Genomic DNA, 17,052 nt, shown 5'->3' on the forward strand with positions numbered 1-17,052 from the left:
AATGATCCATGGCATTGGGCTCGCTGCTTCCCGATCTGCTGCCCGGCGGCTCCGGCCGCACACCGCTGATCGAACGCGTCGCGAGGTGGGCGGAGGAGAAGCCGGACGCCCCGGCCTTCACCTTCGTCGACTACTCGGCCGACCCGGCGGGCGCGCACATCACGGTGGACTGGGCCGAGGCCGACCGGCGCGCCCGTGCGGTCGCGACGACGCTGCGGCAGGTCACCGGGCCGGGAGAGCGGGCGGCGCTGCTGCTGCCGCAGACGCTCGAATACATGATGACCATGCTCGGCGCCATGTACGCGCACGTCATCGCGGTGCCGCTGTTCTCGCCCGACCTTCCGGGGCACGCCGACCGGCTGATCGGCGCCTACACCGACGCCGAGCCCGCGGTGATCGTCACGACGCGGAACGCGCTGCCGCACGTGGAGAAGTTCCTCGCCGACCACGACGTCCCGCAGCCGAAGGAGATCCTCTTCGCCGAGGAGGTCGACCTCGCGCTCGCGGACAGGTGGGAGGACGAGCCCATCGCGTTCGACGACCTCGCGTACCTGCAGTACACCTCGGGGTCGACGCGGCGCCCGGCGGGCGTCGAGATCACGCACGGGAACGTCACGGCGAACGCGGCGCAGCTGTGGGCCGGGTGGGCGCCGGAGAAGCCGAACCCCGAGCTGGTCAGCTGGCTGCCGCTGTTCCACGACATGGGCCTGATCGCGACGATGGCGCTGCCGCTGGTGAACGGCGACCACGCCATCTACACCGACCCGGTCTCGTTCATCATGAACCCGATGCGCTGGCTGCGGCTGATCGCGGACCGGCCGGGCAAGAACGTCTACACGGCGGGGCCGAACTTCGCCTACGAGTACGTCGCGTCGACGGCGTCGCCGGAGAAGCTCGCCGGCCTGGACCTGTCCGGGCTGACGACCTGCCTGAACGGCGCGGAGCCGATCCGCACGTCGACGCTGGCGACGTTCGCGGAGGCGCTGGCGCCGGCGGGGCTGCGGCCGGGCGCGCAGGCGCCGGGCTACGGGCTGGCGGAGGCGACGGTGTTCGTGACCGCGGCCGCCGAGGACGTCCCGCCGAAGATCATCTCGGTGGACCGGGAGGCCCTCACCCGGGGCGACCTGCGGCTGGGCGAGGGCGGGTCCGAGCTCGTGTCGTGCGGCCGCCCGTGCGGGCAGCTCGTCGCGATCGTCGACCCGGACACCCGCGTGGAGCAGCCGGACGGCCGGGTCGGCGAGATCTGGGTGCACGGGCCCAACACGGCGCCCGGCTACTGGCGCAACTCCGAGCGGAGCCAGGACACGTTCGGCGGCGAGCTGAGCGAACCCGGCGAGCTGCCCGCCGGGCCTTGGATGAAGACCGGCGACTACGGTGTCGTCCACGAGGGCGAGCTGTACGTCACGGGCCGCATCAAGGACCTCATCATCGTGGACGGCCGCAACCACTACCCGCAGGACATCGAGGTCACGACGCAGGAGGCGCACCCCGCGATCCGTCCCGACTACGTCGCGGCGTTCGCCCTCACCGGGGACGAGACCGAGCGGCTGGTGATCGTCGCCGAGCGCAACCGCCGGGTCCCCCTCGGACGGCTGGACCTCGACGAGGTCGAGGCGGCGGTGCGCGGCGCCGTCAACGTCGAGCACGAGATGAGCGTCCACGACTTCGTGTTGATCGAACCGGGTGGCGTGTCGCGCACGTCCAGCGGAAAGATCGCACGTGCGGCGACGCGGCAGCGCTACCTTGACGGCGGACTGCCGACGACGGCGGCGCGCCTCGCGTCCCGCAGGTAGGGCTTCGCGCGAGTAGCTCGGATCCGGGGCGGCCCGCCGCCCGCGGCGAAACAGGAGGATCATGCTTTCGGGGCTGGGGCGTCTCATCCACCGGCGACGGTGGACCAGCCTTGTGCTGATCCTGCTGATGACCGTGGTCGCGGGCGGCTGGGGCCTCGGCGTGTTCGCCAAGTTCAAGGAGGGCGGCTTCGAGGACCCGGACGCGTCCTCGACGCTCGTCGCGAAGCTGGGCGCGACCTACTTCGGCAGCACCAACCCCGACGTCCTCGTCCTCTACACGAGCGACACGATGACGGTGGACGACCCGCGCTACGAGGCGAGCGTCGTGTCGACCGTGGCGCGGCTCCCGAAGGCGCAGGTCGAGGAGATCATCTCCTACTGGTCGTTCGACGGTAAGGCGGCGGAGTCGTTCACGTCCCACGACCGGCGCTCGACGTTCGTCGCGGTGAAGCTGCGGGGCGAGACCGGCGCGACCATGACCGAGAACTACCACGCGGTCAAGGACGGGCTGGTGGCGCCGGGGCTCCGCGTCCAGTACGGCGGCGCCATCCCGCTGGGCGAGGAGTTCGGCCAGCAGGTCGTCACCGACATCGTGCGCGCCGAGCTGATCACGGCGCTGCCGCTGTTCATCCTGCTGATGATCCTCTTCGGCGCGTGGATGGCGGCCCAGCTGCCGATGATCGTGGCGATCTTCTCGACGATCGGCGGCCTGGCCGTCCTGCACGTGGTGACGTACGCGGCGGACGTGACGTCGTTCGCCTTGGAAGTCGTCACGATGATGGGCGTCGGCCTGTCGATCGACTACTCGCTGTTCATCATCAGCCGGTTCCGTGAGGAACTGGAGCGAGGTATGTCCGCGCAAGGGGTGCCACCGGGCAAACCCTGGAAGCGTGAGCGGGACAAGGCTTCGCGCAAGGCCGCCAAGAAGGCGTACAAGGCGGACCTGAAGCCGCTGCGGGAGTCGGCCCTGGCCGCCACCATGGCGACCGCGGGCCGCACCATCCTGGTCAGCGGCATCACCGTGTCGGCCGCTCTGGCGGGCCTGCTGCTGTTCCCGCAGATGTTCCTCCGGACGATCGGGCTCGCCGGCATAGCCACCGTCATGGTCGCGGTCTTCGGCGCCACGGTGCTCCTGCCGACGCTCCTGGCGCTCCTGGGGCCGCGCGTCGAACTCGGACGCATGCCGTGGCGGCGGCCCACGGCCAAGCGCGCGCAGCGCGACCCGGAGAGCGGCTTCTGGTACCGCCTGGGCCACAGCGTGATGAAGCACCCGCTGCCGTACTTCGCGGTCGTGCTCGCCATCCTGGGCGTGATGTTCGTGCCGTTCCTGAACGTCCAGTTCGGCAGTGTGGACGCACGCGTCCTGCCCAAGGACAGCCCCACCCGCGCCGTGGTCGAGACCATCAAGAAGGACTTCCCGAACGGTTCCGTCGAACCCATCGACGTGGTCATCTCCGGTGACCTCATCCCCCGCGACTGGAAGCCCGCCAAGAAGGACGACCCCATCCCGCCGTACCTGGAGGAGTTCCGGCAGCGCCTGGGCAAGCTCCCCGGCGTCACGGAGGCCCAGTTCACCGGCTACTCGGGCTCGTACGGGGGCGTGCGCATCTCCGTCACGCACAAGTACGAGCCGATGGACGAGCACGCCCAGGACCTCGTGACCCGGATCCGCGGGATGAGTCTGTCCAAGGACGGCTACCCGATGCACATCGACGTCGGCGGCAGCACGGCCGCGCAGATGGACCTGATGTCCAGCCTGATGCGCACCCTGCCGAAGATGGCGCTGTTCGTCGGCGTCGCCACGTTCATCCTGCTCTTCATGTTCTTCGGGTCGATCGTGCTGCCGCTGAAGGCGATCGTGATGAACGTCCTGTCGATCGGCGCGTCGTTCGGCGCGATCGTGTGGGGCTTCCAGTACGGGCATCTCGCCGGCGTCCTCGACTTCACCCCGACCGGCGGCGTCGAGGCCACCAGCATGATCCTCATCCTCGCCGTCGTGTTCGGCCTCTCGATGGACTACGAGGTCTTCCTGCTCAGCCGCATCCGGGAGGAATGGGACCGCACCCATGACAACCGCGTCGCGGTCGCGTCCGGCATGCAGCACACCGGCGGCATCATCACGAGCGCCGCGCTGCTGTTCCTCGTCGTCGTCGCGGCGTTCAGCATGGCGGGCATCACGGTCGTCAAGCTGATCGGCGTCGGCATGTTCGTCGCGGTCGTGGTGGACGCGGCCCTCGTCCGCTCGCTGCTCGTCCCGGCGACGATGCGGTTCATGGGCGCGGCGAACTGGTGGCTGCCGCCCTTCCTCGCGGGCCTGCACGCCCGCATGGACCTGCGCGAGCACACCGCCATGGTCCCGGCGGGCGCGACCGCCGCGCCGCCGCGCCTCCCGGACGAGCAGCCGTACCCGTACGCGCTGCACTGGGAGGAGGCGGGCACGGAGCCCTCCGCTCCGCAGCGCGTGGCCGCCGGCGAAGCCTTCCAGGCGCCGCCGCCCCCGCCGCCCGCGCCCGTTCCGCCTGTTCCGCCCGTTCCGCCAGTACCGCCTGTTCCGTCGCGTGCCGCCGCTCCGCGCGGCGGCCGGGCGGCGTTCCGGCCGGCGGAGCCGCCGCTCGCGCACGAGAGGTCGGCCGTACCGCAGTCGCAGGACGGGTTCCGGCCCGCCGCGCCGCTGCCGGGGCCGACCGAGCCGCCCCGGCTCGTCTTCCGGACGCCGGACGGCGCCGAGGCGGACAACGGGCACGCCCCCGCAGGCGGCGCGCCGTGGCAGCCCTGGGCGGACGGCCCGCCGCAGCCGAGGCCGCGGCGCGACCCGCGCACCCGGCGGGCGATCGTCCCCGCCCCGGACGGGTCCGGCTGGCGCTGGAGCGACGTGGCGGACGATCGCTGAGCGGCGCGTTCAGCGCAGCAGCGAGTCGATGATCTCCCGGGCGCGGCCGGCGCCGTCCTCGGCGCGGATCCGCCGCCCGAGGGCGTCCGCGCGGTCGGCGGTCTCCGGGTCCTCGACGGCCTGCCGGATCTTCGACGCGAGCCGCGGCGCCGTCATCGCGCGGAACGGCAGCGGGGCCGGTCCCGCGCCCAGCGCCGCCACGCGCTCGCCCCAGTAGGGCTGGTCGCCGAAGAACGGGCACACGACGGTCGGCACGCCGGCCCGCAGCCCGGCGGCGGTCGTCCCGGCGCCGCCGTGGTGGACGACCGCCGCCGTCCGCGGGAACAGCCACGCGTGCGGGACGTCCCGGACCGCGAGGACCTGCTCGTCCGAACTGCCCGGGTCGCCCTGCACGATGCCGCGCACCCCGGCGAGCTTCAACGCCGTCCGCACGGTCAGGTCGGTCATCTCGGAATCCTTCGGGACCATGCTCCCGAACCCGACGTAGACCGGCGCGGGGCCCGCCGCGAGGAACTCCGCGAGCTCGGCGGGCGGCTGCCACTCCGGCTCGTCGAGGAACCAGTACCCGGTGAGGTGGACGTTGCGGCCCCAGTCGGCCGGGCGCGGGACGACCACCGGGCTGAAGCACGCCAGCACCGGGCCGTCCGGCCGCCGCCCCCGCAGCGGGAGGCGCGGCAGCCGCAGCGTCTCGTCCCGCCAGGGGTTGATGAAGGGGCGCGACAGCTGCCACGCGATCTGGTCGACGGCCCGGAAGCTCGCCCGCCGCGCCCACGGCCCGAGCGCCCGCGCCTGCGGGACGAACGGATGCGGGAACGCGCCCGTAGGCTCGCTCGGCTGAAAATGAATCAGCGCCCACGGAACTCCGAGATGTTCACCAATGTGCACGGGAAGGAATCCGAGTGTCGGTCCCAAGATGAGGTCCGCGCCCTTACAGGCGTCGAAACACTCGGCCAGCAGCCGTTCTGCCATCGGGCCGAGGATGCGCCGGAATCCGCCGAGGAACTTCACCGGATTTCGCCCGCCCGCGAGCAGCTCCTGCCCGGCGTCGGATTCGAGGATCTCGGTCGGGTCGGCCGTCAGGGGCGCGAGTTCCAGCCCCGCCGCGACGGCCATCGGCGCGTACCGCGCGCTCGCCACGAGCCGCACCTCGTCGCCGCGCGCCCGCAGCGCGAGCCCGAGCGCCACGCAGGGCTGGATGTCCCCCCGCGACCCGGCCGCGAAGATCACGATTCTGCTCACGGGTGCCTCCTACCAGGCGTCGCTGCGCGGGGTGACCTGCGGATCCTCCGCCGGTTCCGCCTCCGGGACATAGGGCTGGTACCAGCCCTCCGGCGGCGTCGGGCGCTCCCCGTCCTCTCCGGCGGGCAGTGCCCCGCCCGCGGTGTCCCCCGCGCCGGGCCCGCCCGGCGGGTTGACCGCGGCTTCGCGTTCCGCGGCCTCGGCATTCCACGAAGCCCGCAGGACGGCCGGGCCATCTCCCTTTTCCGGACGAGTTTCCGAACCGGCCTCGGGGGCCTGCCCCGAGTCGCCGGAGTTCGGCGTCGCCTCAGCGGGCGACGGCGTCCGCGGCTCTGGCACGGAACTGCTCTGGTCAGGCGTGGACTCCGGTTCTGAAGTGCCGGAATTCCACGCGGCGGCCGGGGTCGGCTGAGCGCCGCCGGACGGGGCGGTGTCCGTGCCACCCGGGAGTGCGGCGTCCGGGGCGGGGTGCGGGGGGACCACCGGGATCGGAGCGGTCGGAAGCGCGGCCTCGGGAGCCGGGCCGTCCTCGGGAGCCGGGCCGCCCTCCTCCTCGCCGTCGCGCGGCGCGGGCGGCTCGGCGGGGGGCGCGGGCCACGGCGTCGGGGCGACGCGCCCGTCGTCCTGCCAGGTGTAGGCGTCGTCCGCGGGCTTGAGGTCGTCGGTCCACCAGTGGGGCCCGGGTGTGGAGGCGGAGACGGATTCGTCCGGCATGGGTTCGTCCTCCCAGGTGAGGGGAAGCGGGAGGGGCACGTTCGGCGGTGCGGCGCTCGCCGTGGCGACGGGGGCGGCGAGGGGTTCGGGCTCGGCCGCGGCGGCGGGCGCGACCAGGACCGGGATCGGGTCGCGCGGTGTCGCGGACGGGTCGAACTTCGGCGCGTCCGGCACGATGGGGGACGTCTTGCCGTGCTTCGGGCCGAGCCAGCCCCGGCGGCTGGGCAGGGTGATGCCGCTGACCAGGCCGCCGATGAGGACGAGGACGGCGCCCAGGATGAGGCCGGAGGAGGTGCCGGCGCGGAACGTCTCCAGTTCGGCGGTGCTCGCGCCGTCGTCCGGGATGTGGTGGATGAGCAGCCCGACGATGGCGATGCCGAACGCGCCGGACGCCTCGCGGATCACGTTGATGACGCCGCTCGCGACCCCGGCCCGCTTCTCCGGGACGGCCTTGAGCACGTACATCACCAGCGGCATGCCGAGGGCGGCGCCGACGCCGACGAGCATGACGCCGGGCATGAGGTCGGCGTAGCCGTCGCCGACCTTCAGCATGGAGAACAGCACCATGCCGAGGCCCATCAGCGCCATCCCGGCGCCGATCGCCGGGCGGGGGCCGATCTTGGCGGCCATCAAGAACGCCACCGGGGTCAGCACGATGATCGCGATGGCCGGGGGCAGCATGACCAGGCCCGCCTCGGACGGCGAGAAGCCGAGGAAGCGCTGCAGGAACGGCTGCGAGTAGAACATCATGCCGTTGAAGCCGATGCCGTACAGCATCTGCGACAGCAGCCCGCCGGTGAACACCCGGTTGCGGAAGAACCGCAGGTCGATCATCGGGTCGGGGGCCCAGTTCTCCACCACGACGAAGCAGACCAGCGCGATCACGCCGAGGGCGAAGACGCTGAGCACCGACGGGTCGGCCCAGCCGTGCTTGTTGCCGGACTCCAGCCCGTAGATGAACGCGAACAGCATCGTCGCGGAGATCAGCACGCCGGGCAGGTCGATGCGGGCGTGCTTGTTCTCGCCGCGCGAGGTGAGGACGAACAGGCCGAGGACGGTCACCAGGATGCCGGGCAGGATGTTGATCAGGAAGATCCAGCCCCAGTGCCAGTGCTCGACGATGAACCCGCCGATGGCGGGGCCGAGCGCGGTCGCGGCGGACGCGGCGCCGATGAAGGCGATGTTGCCGATCGAGCGCTGCTTGTCGTTGCGCCCGACGGTGACCATCACCTGCGTGGCGGGGAGCACGAGCGCGGACCCGGCGCCCTGCACGATGCGGGCGACGATCAGCACCTCGGAGGTCTCCGCGAGCCCGCAGACGGCGGACGCCGCGGTGAACACGACCATGCCGGTGGTGAAGGTGACGCGGCAGCCGTAGACGTCGCTGAGCCGCCCGCCCGTGATCATCAGGCAGGAGAACATCAGGATGTAGCCGGTGGCGACCCAGTCCTTGGCCGAGGACGACATGTCGAGGTCGGCCATGATCGTGGGCAGGGCCGTGAAGACCACCGTGTTGTCCATGGTGGTCATGAACGCGCTGACGGCCACGACCGCCAGCGCCCATCGGTATCGGCCCCGGGTCAAGAGTCCGTACGGCGAGGGTCCCGCACCGGGAAATCCGCCGCTTCCCCCTAAAAGCAGTAGTCGCTATTGTTACTATTGGTTGGCGTCTCGTTACTCAGCCCTGACTCTTCGCAGGGCCGCCCCAACTATCCCATCAGGCCACATTGGTTACTGCCGAGTCTTGTCATCACCGTGACAAGACGTCGCTGAGAAAAGTGGTCTGGATGCGCATCGTGAGCCGGTCAGTGTAGGACAAAGTGGTCCCTCCGCTTCGATGAACGATCCCGGTTTCATGGGGGGAACCCAGCGCATGCAGAGCAATGATCGTTCCGGAGCCGTGCGGGAGTCCACCCCGCGGGACGAGACTCGGATCTCTGAGGATTCGATCCGTCGGCACCTGATCGAGCAGATCGCGCGCCGCTCCAGGACCACCGCCGCCGACGTCGACCCCGACCGTCCGCTGGAGGAGTTCGGGCTCGCCTCCCGGGACGCGGTCGCGATCGCCGGCGAGCTGGAGCAGATGCTCGGACGCTCCCTGCCCGCGACGCTCGTCTGGGAGCACCCCACGATCAACAAGCTCTCCGTCGCGCTGGCGGGCGGCGGCGCCGCCGCCCGCGAGCAGCCGGAGCCGGAGCCCGCCCGCGCGGCCGCGAACGACGAGCCGATCGCCGTCGTCGGCATCGGCTGCCGCTTCCCCGGCGGCGACCGCGACCTGACCGGCCCCGCCGACTACTGGCGCTTCCTGACCGGGCGCGGCGACGCGGTCCGCGAGGTGCCGGACGGCCGCTGGGAGCCGTTCGACGACGGCTCCCCCGAGGTCCGCGACCTGCTCGGCAGGACGACGCGGCTCGGCGGGTTCTTGGAGGACGTCGCCGCGTTCGACGCGCAGTTCTTCGGCATCACGCCGCGCGAGGCCGCGGTGATGGACCCGCAGCAGCGGCTCGTCCTCGAAGTGGCGTGGCAGGCGTTCGAGCACGCCGGCATCGGCCCGGCGTCGCTGCGCGGCAGCCGCACCGGCGTGTTCGTCGGCGTGTCGGCGCCGGAGTACGCGGCGTTCACCGCGTCCGACCTCGCGTCCCTGGAGCCGTTCACGGCGACCGGCGCCGCGCTCAGCATCATCGCGAACCGCCTGTCGTACCTGCTCGACCTGCGCGGCCCCAGCATGATCGTCGACACGGCGTGCTCGTCGTCGCTGGTGTCCACGCACCTCGCCGTCCAGGCGCTGCGCAGCGGCGAGGCCGACGTGGCGCTCGCGGGCGGCGTGAACCTGCTGCTGTCGCCGACCGTCACGATGACGTTCGACCTCGCGGGCGGGACGGCGGCGGACGGGCACTGCAAGGCGTTCGACGCGTCCGCCGACGGCATGGTCCGCGCGGAGGGCTGCGGCGCCGTCGTCCTGAAGCGCCTGTCGGACGCGCAGCGCGACGGCGACCGGATCCTCGCCGTCGTCAAGGGCTCCGGCGTCAACTCCGACGGCCGCTCGAACGGGCTCGTCGCCCCGAACTCCGACGCGCAGCGCGCCCTGCTCCGCGACGTCTACGCGACCGCGGGCATCGACACGCGCGAGGTCGACTACGTCGAGGCCCACGGGACGGGGACGTTCCTGGGCGACCCGATCGAGGCCAAGGCGGTCGGCGAGATCCTCGGCGCGGGACGCGACGACGACGCGCCCCTGCTGCTCGGCTCGGCGAAGTCGAACCTCGGCCACATGGAGTCGGCGGCGGGCATAGCCGGTCTCATCAAGGCCGTCCTCGCGCTGCACCACCGGGCAATCCCGCCCAGCGCGCACTACAAGGAACCCAACCCGCACATCCCGTTCGAGGAGCTGCACCTCGCGGTCGTCGCGGAGGAGATCCCGTGGCCCGACCGGGGGCACCCGGCGCGTGCGGGCGTGTCCGGGTTCGGCTTCGGCGGGACCAACGCGCACGTCGTCCTGGAAGAGGCCCCGGCGCAGGAGACGACCGTCAAGCCGACCGTCGTCAGGACGTTCCCGCTGTCCGACACGAGCGACGACCGCATCCGCGACCACGCGGCCCTTCTCGCGGAGTGGCTCCCGAACCAGGACGACGTGAAGCTCGCCGACGTCGCCCGCACCCTGCACGGGCGCGCCGGCCGCGGGCGGTCCCGCGCCGCCGTCTCCGCCAGGGACCGTGCCGGGTTCGTGGAAGGGCTCACCGCCCTCGCCGAAGGCCGTCCCCACCCGGGTGTGGTGACGGGTTCCGCGCTCGGCGCTCCGGGCCGTCCGGTATGGGTCTTCTCCGGGTACGGCGCCCAGCGTGCGGGCATGGCGCAGCGCCTCCTCGAAGAGGAGCCCGCCTTCGCCGAGGCCATCGACGACCTGGACGGCCTGTTCGCCGAGGAGGGCGGCCCCGGGCTGTGGGCGCTGCTCGAAGAGGGCCGCAAGCCGGACGGCCCCGCCGACGCCATGCCGGTGCTGTTCGCCATCCAGGTCGGCCTGGCCCGCATGTGGAAGTCGTACGGCGTCACGCCCGGCGCGGTCGTCGGCCACTCGATGGGCGAGGTCGCGGCGGCCGTCGTCGCCGGCGCGCTCACGGCCGAGGACGGCGTCCGCGTCATCTGCCGCCGGTCCCGCCTGCTGACGCGGCTCGTCGGCGGCGGCGCGATGGCCGTGCTCGGCGCGTCCGCCGACGAGGTCGCGCGCCTCGCGGACGGGCTGCCCGAGGTGTACGCGGCGGTGCACTCCTCCCCGAGGCAGACGGTGGTGACCGGCGACGCCGACCAGGTCGCCGAAGTGGTGAAGCGCGCCGAGGCCGAGGGGCGGCTCGCCCGGATGGTGCAGGCCGAGGGCGCCGGGCACTCCCCGCAGGTCGACCCGCTGCTCCCCGAGCTGCGCGAACTCCTCGCCGACGTCGGCGCCGAGCGCGGCACCCCGCTCGCCGACGGCATCGCGCTGTACACGACCGCCCTCGACGACCCGCGCGCCTACCTCGGCTCGGACGCGGTGCTCGGCGTCGAGCACTGGGCCGCGAACCTGCGCAACGCGGTGCGGCTCACCGACGCGGTCTCGGCCGCGTCCGAGGACGGGTTCCGGACGTTCGTCGAGGTCAACGCGCACCCGATCCTCGCCCACGCGGTCGGCGAGACCCTCGACGGGACGGGCGCGCTCGTCACCCACACGCTCAAGCGCGCGCGGAAGGGCGAGGAGACCGACGACACGCTCACGTTCCACGCGCAGCTCGCGACCCTCGCCGCGCACGGCCACCGGGTCGCCGTCCCCTCGGACGGGCGCATCGTCGACGTCCCGCAGTCGCCGTGGCGGCACGAGCGGCACTGGGTCGACCTGTCGTCCCGCGCGGCGGCGAAGAACGACGAGCATCCGCTGCTCGGCGCGCACGTCGAGCTCCCCGGCGAGGACCGGCACGCCTGGCGCGCCGACGTCGGCCTCGCCGCCCAGCCGTGGCTGAAGGGCCTGGCCGTCCACGGGCTGCACGCCCTGCCGGTCGCCGCGTTCGCGGAGATGGCGCTCGCCGCGGGCGCGACCGCGCTCGGCACCGGCGACGTCCGCGTCAACACGCTGTGGATCGAGCGTCCGCTCGCCCTCGCCGACCACACGACCGTGACCACGACGTTCGCCGAGGCCGAGCAGCGGGTGGAGATCCACGCGCTGACGCCCGCCGGCACGTGGGCGCGGCTGGCCAGCGCGGACGTCGGCGAGGACCACCGCGCCCCCGCGGCGTCCGAGCCCGGCGCGGCCACCGAGGTCGCCGCCGCCGAGCGCGGCAGCCGGCACTACCGGCTGCACCCCGAGGTCTTCGACCGCTGCCTGTCCGTGCTGTCGGACGAGGCCGCCGGCTCGGTGGACGGCGGCGAGGGCGGCGTGTGGCTCGCCGAGACCATCGGCAGCCTCCGCGTGTACGGACCGACGCATCGCGGCGGCCACGTCCGCGCGGCGGTCGTCCAGGACGACGACGGCGTGACCGGCACGGTCGCCCTCCTGTCCGCGGACGGCGGCCTCCTCGCCGAAGCGACCGGCATCGTCCTGCGCCGGATCGGGCGGCCCGACGTCCCCGTCCCCCTCGCCGACAAGCTCGTCGAGCTGGTGTGGGACGAGGCCCCGCTGCCCGGCACGGAGGTCCCGGACGGCGGCACCTGGCTGGTGCTGTCCGACGAGGACGACGCGCTCGCCACCGCGACCGCCGCGGGTCTGGAGGAGCGCGGGAAGACCGTCATCCGGCATCGGGCGACGAACCGCCCGCCGGACGACCACCCGGCGATGAAGGAGCCGGTCGAGGGCGTCGTGCTCGTTCCGTCGGCCGATCTCGTCGATGAGGAACTCGTGCTCGCCGTCGTCGGCGTGAGCCGGTCACTGCCGGACGGGCCGCGGCTCTACGTCGCGACCCGCGACGCCCTCCCGCTGCACGGCGCGGAGGGGCTGCCGGGCCACGGGTTCGTCAGCGCGCTCACGCGTGTGCTGGCGTTCGAGCGGACCGTCCAGCGCGCCACCCACGTGGACGTCGACCGTCCGGCGGATCTCGTCGCCGAGCTCCTCGCCGGCGCCGACGCGCGCGAGGTCGCCTGGCGCGGCGGGACGCGGTACGCCGCGCGGCTCGCGCAGGCCGCCCTGCCGGCGGCGCCGGCGAAGCGCAAGCGCGTCGTCCGGCGCGGCGGCGCCTACGTCATCACCGGCGGGTACGGCGGGATCGGCCTGGTCACCGCGCAGCTGCTGGCCGAGCGCGGGGCGGGGCGCATCGTCCTGTCCGGGCGCGGCGGGCCCGGCGCCGACGCCGAGAAGGTGATCGCCAGGCTCCGGGAGAGCGGCGTGGACGTCGGGGTCGTGCTCGGCGACATCGCCCGGCCCGGCACCGCCGAGCGGCTCGTCCGGGTCGCCCGGGAGGACGGCGAGCGGCTGTGCGGCGTCGTGCACGGCGCGGGCGCCATCGACGACCGGCTGATCGCCGACCTCGGCCCGGACGATCTCCACAGGGTGTGGACGGCGAAGGTCGAGGGCGCGCGGAGGCTCAGCGAGGCCACCTGGGATCTCGACCTCGACTGGTTCGTCACGCACTCGTCGGCCGCCGCGCTGCTCGGCTCGCCCGGCCAGGGCGCCTACGCCGCCGCGAACGCCGCCGTCGACGCGCTGATGGCCGCCCGGCGGGCGCAGGGGCGGCCCGGGACCACCATCGACTGGGGCACCTGGTCGCAGGTCGGCGGGGCCGCCGACGCGGCGGTGACCGTCATCGACCCGATCAGCCCGGCGGAGGGCGCCGAAGCGCTCGAAGCGCTGCTCGTGCACGACCTGCCGGCGACGGGCGTGCTGCGCTTCGACCCGGCCACGGCGGTCGGGCTGTTCCCCGAGATCCGCGACATGCCGTACTTCGCCGCGCTGACCGAGGCGGCGGACGAGCTGGGCGCGGACGACGCCGGCGACTGGCCGGGCGTCGCGGCGCTCAAGGACCTCGACCCGGCCGCCGCCCGCAAGCTGATCGCCGCGCAGATCCGGCACCGGATCGCGGCCGTCCTCGGCTTCGACCCGCAGCGCCTCGACCCGTCCGTCCCGCTCACCGACCTCGGCCTCGACTCGCTCGTCGCCGTCCGGATCAAGAGCGGCGTCGAGCACGACCTCGGGCTGACCGTCCCCGCGTCGGTCCTGCTCCAGGGCGCGAGCGTCAACGTGTTCGAGGAGTGGGCGGCGGGCGAGCTGGGCCTGTCCGGCGCCCCGGCGCCCGCGGCCGTCTCGAACGCCGAGTCCGGGTACGTCATGCCGCGCGACGCCGCCGAGCGGCTCGCGGTCCGCATCTTCGAGGACATCCTCGGCCTCGACCGCGTCGGCGTCACCGCCGACTTCTTCGCCGACCTCGGCGGACAGGAGCACCAGGCCGACCAGATCGTGGCGCTCGTCTCCACCGAGCTCGGCGCCGCGGTCACCCGGGGCGAGCTGTTCGAGGTCCCGACGGCGGAGAACGTCGCCGAGTACATCCGGGCGGCGGACGAGGAGGCGGCGCGGCAGACCGTCCGTCCGCTGAGGCCAGGCCGTTCCGGGGGGAGTGGGGGGTCGTCCCCCCACAATGACGGCGACCGGCGGCCGATCTTCATCGCGCACCCGGCGGGCGGCACCACCGCCTGCTACCGCCAGCTCGTCGACCTGCTCGGCGCCGACCAGCCGGTGTACGGGCTGGAGCGGTTCGAGGACGCGCCGCCGGTCGAGGAGCGCGCCGCCCGCTACGTCCAGCACCTCCTCGAAGCGCAGCCCGAGGGCGCGTTCCGGCTGGGCGGCTGGTCGTTCGGCGGCGTCCTCGCCTACGAGACGGCCCGGCAGCTGAAGGCGGCCGGGCGCGAGGTCGAGTTCGTCGCGCTGTTCGACGCGGGCCTGCCGCTCCCGGTGGACGACGAGTCCGACACGCTCGCCCGCCGCTTCTCCGCGTTCGCCGACTACATCAACGAGACGTACGGCCTGGACGTCACGCTCACCTACGAGGAGCTGTCCGGCCTGGACGAGGAGGCCCAGTTCGCGCTCGTCATGGAGCGCGCGGCCCCGCTCGTGGACTACATCCCCCCGGCGGCCCTCACCCACCAGCTCACGTCGCACCAGGACACCCGCTCCCTGGAGGCGTACCAGCCCGAGCCGTACGACGGACGTGTCATCCTCTACTACGCGCCCGAGGAGACCCCTTGGGCCGTCCGGGATGCCCGTTATGTGCTCGACGGGACCAACGGTTTCGGCGGGCTCTGCTCCGACCTGGAGATCGTCACGATCCCCGGGGTGCACCACCTCAACCTGCTCGACCCGCCCGGTGTGGAGGTTCTCGCCGCGCACCTGGAGGGCAGGCTGGCGGGACGGCGGGAGCGCGACGCCGTCCTCACGTCAACAACGGCCCGCTGAGGGCCGACTCACCTCGAACCCCGTCGTTCCACGGAGGAGACCCATGGCCCAGTCCGGCTCGTCCCATGCCCTGCTCGACGCCGTACGCTCCGGCGCGAGCGGCCCCGAGCTGCGGGAGATCGACCTGCCGACCCGCTTCCGCGCCGCGTTCACCCGCAAGGACGAGGTCGGCATCTTCGAGGGCCAGACCGACAAGGACGTGCGCCGCTCCATGCACGTCGGCGAGGTCGAGATGCCCGAGCTGGCCCCCGACGAGTGCGTGGTCGCGGTCATGTCCGCGGCGATCAACTTCAACACCGTCTGGTCGGCGATCTTCGAGCCGGTCCCGACGTTCGCGTTCCTGGAGAAGTTCGGCCGGCAGGGCTGGTACGGCGCCCGGCACGACCTGCCGTACCACATCCTCGGCTCCGACGGCTCCGGCGTCGTCGTCCGCACGGGCGCCGGCGTGAAGCACTGGAAGGTCGGCGACAAGGTCGTCCTGTCCCCGTCCTACGTGGACGAGGAGGACCACGGCTCCTACGACGACGGCATGATGTCGGAGACGCAGCTCGCCTGGGGCTTCGAGACGAACTTCGGGTCGCTCGGCGAGTACTGCATCGTCAAGGCGAACCAGCTCATCCGCAAGCCCGCGCACCTCACCTGGGAGGAGGCGGGCTCCAACACCCTGTGCGCCGCGACCGCCTACCGGATGCTCGTCGGCACCCACGGCGCCCGGATGAAGCAGGGCGACGTCGTCCTGATCTGGGGCGCGACCGGCGGGCTCGGCTCGTTCGCGACGCAGCTCGTCAAGAACGGCGGCGGCATCCCGGTCGGCGTCGTGTCGTCGGAGGAGAAGGCCGACATCGTCCGGTCGCAGGGCTGCGAGCACGTCATCAACCGCAACGAGCTGAACCTCGGCGAGCAGGGCCTGCGCCACCCGAAGGCCGGCCGGATCCTCGGCGAGGCGATCCGCGGCCTCGTCGGCGAGGACCCCGGCATCGTGTTCGAGTACCTGGGCCGCGAGACGTTCGGCTCGTCCGTCTACGTCGCCAAGCGCGGCGGCAAGATCGTCACCTGCGGCTCGTCGACCGGCTTCAAGCACGAGTACGACAACCGGTTCCTGTGGATGCGGCTGAAGAGCATCATCGGCTCGCACGGCTTCAACTACCACGAGGCCGTCGAGATGAACCGGCTGATCGGCCTCGGCATGATCCACCCGACGCTGTCGAAGTCGTTCCCGCTGGAGGAGGCGGGGGAGGCGACCCGCGCCGTCCAGACGAACCAGCACATCGGCAAGGTCGCCGTCCTGTGCGGCGCCGAGAAGGAGGGCCTGGGCGTGGACGACCCGGCGCTCCGCGAGAAGATCGGCGAGGAGAAGCTCAACCTCTACCGCCGCTGACGCCTGCTCGGAAGGACGGGCCCGGATCGCCGGGCCCGTCCTTTTTCATGTCTCGTCCGCCGCCGGGGCGTCGTCGCCGAGGCCGAGCAGGAGGGCGCGCAGCAGCCCGGCGAGGGCCTCCTGCTCGCGGGGGCCGAGTGAGGCGAGGATGCGCCGCTCGTTCTCCAGGTGCGCGGTGACGGCGCGGTCGATCAGCTCGCGGCCGGCGGGGCTGAGCGCGACGACGACGGTGCGCCGGTTGGCGGGGTCGACGTCGCGGGTGACGTAGCCCTTCGCGACGAGCCGGTCGAGCCGGTTGGTGACGGCTCCCGAGGTCACCATCGAGGAGCGCGCCAGCGCGCCCGCGGTCATGCCGCCCGGCGAGCCCGCGCGCCGCAGGGTGGCGAGGACGTCGAACTCGCCCCGCTCCAGCCCGAACTCGGCGAAGAGGGCCTTGAGCTCGCGCTCGGCGAGCCGCGTCACCCGGGACAGGCGTCCGAGCACGCCCATCGGGGACGCGTCCAGGTCCGGGCGGGCGCGGGCCCACTGCTCGATGACGAGGTCGACGGCGTCACGCGTCACCTGAACTCCTCAACGTTGAAGTATTTGACGTCAAGGTATCACTCGTTCTACAGTCCTCAGTGTTGAAGATTTC

The 17,052-nt window shown here is 72.9% G+C and carries 7 protein-coding genes; 4 read left to right on the plus strand and 3 right to left on the minus strand.

Annotated elements, in window-relative coordinates; all coding sequences use genetic code 11:
- Positions 1-8: 8 nt before the first annotated feature.
- Positions 9-1,793 (plus strand): fatty acyl-AMP ligase, encoded by a 1,785-nt coding sequence (locus ACA511_RS03680; RefSeq protein WP_375022593.1) that lies wholly within the window; start codon positions 9-11, stop codon positions 1,791-1,793.
- 112 nt (positions 1,794-1,905) lie between these two features.
- Complete coding sequence (locus ACA511_RS03685; protein ID WP_375022594.1) at positions 1,906-4,683, plus strand: MMPL family transporter; 2,778 nt, start codon at positions 1,906-1,908, stop codon at positions 4,681-4,683.
- 9 nt (positions 4,684-4,692) lie between these two features.
- On the opposite strand, the gene ACA511_RS03690 is transcribed toward ACA511_RS03685, so the two are convergent.
- Positions 4,693-5,922, minus strand: coding sequence for a glycosyltransferase (locus ACA511_RS03690; RefSeq protein ID WP_375022595.1), 1,230 nt, complete (start codon positions 5,920-5,922; stop codon positions 4,693-4,695).
- A gap of 9 nt (positions 5,923-5,931) precedes the next feature.
- Complete coding sequence (locus ACA511_RS03695) at positions 5,932-8,220, minus strand: DHA2 family efflux MFS transporter permease subunit (RefSeq protein ID WP_375022596.1); 2,289 nt, start codon at positions 8,218-8,220, stop codon at positions 5,932-5,934.
- 289 nt (positions 8,221-8,509) lie between these two features.
- Here ACA511_RS03695 and ACA511_RS03700 point away from each other — a divergent pair, with 289 nt between their 5' ends.
- Both ACA511_RS03700 and ccrA read left to right on the plus strand, forming a co-directional pair.
- Complete coding sequence (locus tag ACA511_RS03700) at positions 8,510-15,040, plus strand: SDR family NAD(P)-dependent oxidoreductase (protein ID WP_375022597.1); 6,531 nt, start codon at positions 8,510-8,512, stop codon at positions 15,038-15,040.
- Between the two features lie 43 nt (positions 15,041-15,083).
- Positions 15,084-16,418, plus strand: coding sequence for a crotonyl-CoA carboxylase/reductase (gene ccrA / locus ACA511_RS03705; RefSeq protein ID WP_375022598.1), 1,335 nt, complete (start codon positions 15,084-15,086; stop codon positions 16,416-16,418).
- Positions 16,419-16,463: 45 nt separating this feature from the next.
- Here the strand turns inward: ccrA and ACA511_RS03710 are convergent, their stop codons facing one another.
- Positions 16,464-16,979 carry a MarR family winged helix-turn-helix transcriptional regulator gene (locus ACA511_RS03710; RefSeq protein ID WP_375022599.1) on the minus strand — a complete coding sequence of 172 codons (516 nt, stop codon included), beginning with the start codon at positions 16,977-16,979 and terminating at the stop codon, positions 16,464-16,466.
- Between the last annotated feature and the right edge of the window lie 73 nt (positions 16,980-17,052).

Source organism: Actinomadura sp. GTD37, assembly GCF_041951365.1.
GTDB lineage: Bacteria > Actinomycetota > Actinomycetes > Streptosporangiales > Streptosporangiaceae > Spirillospora.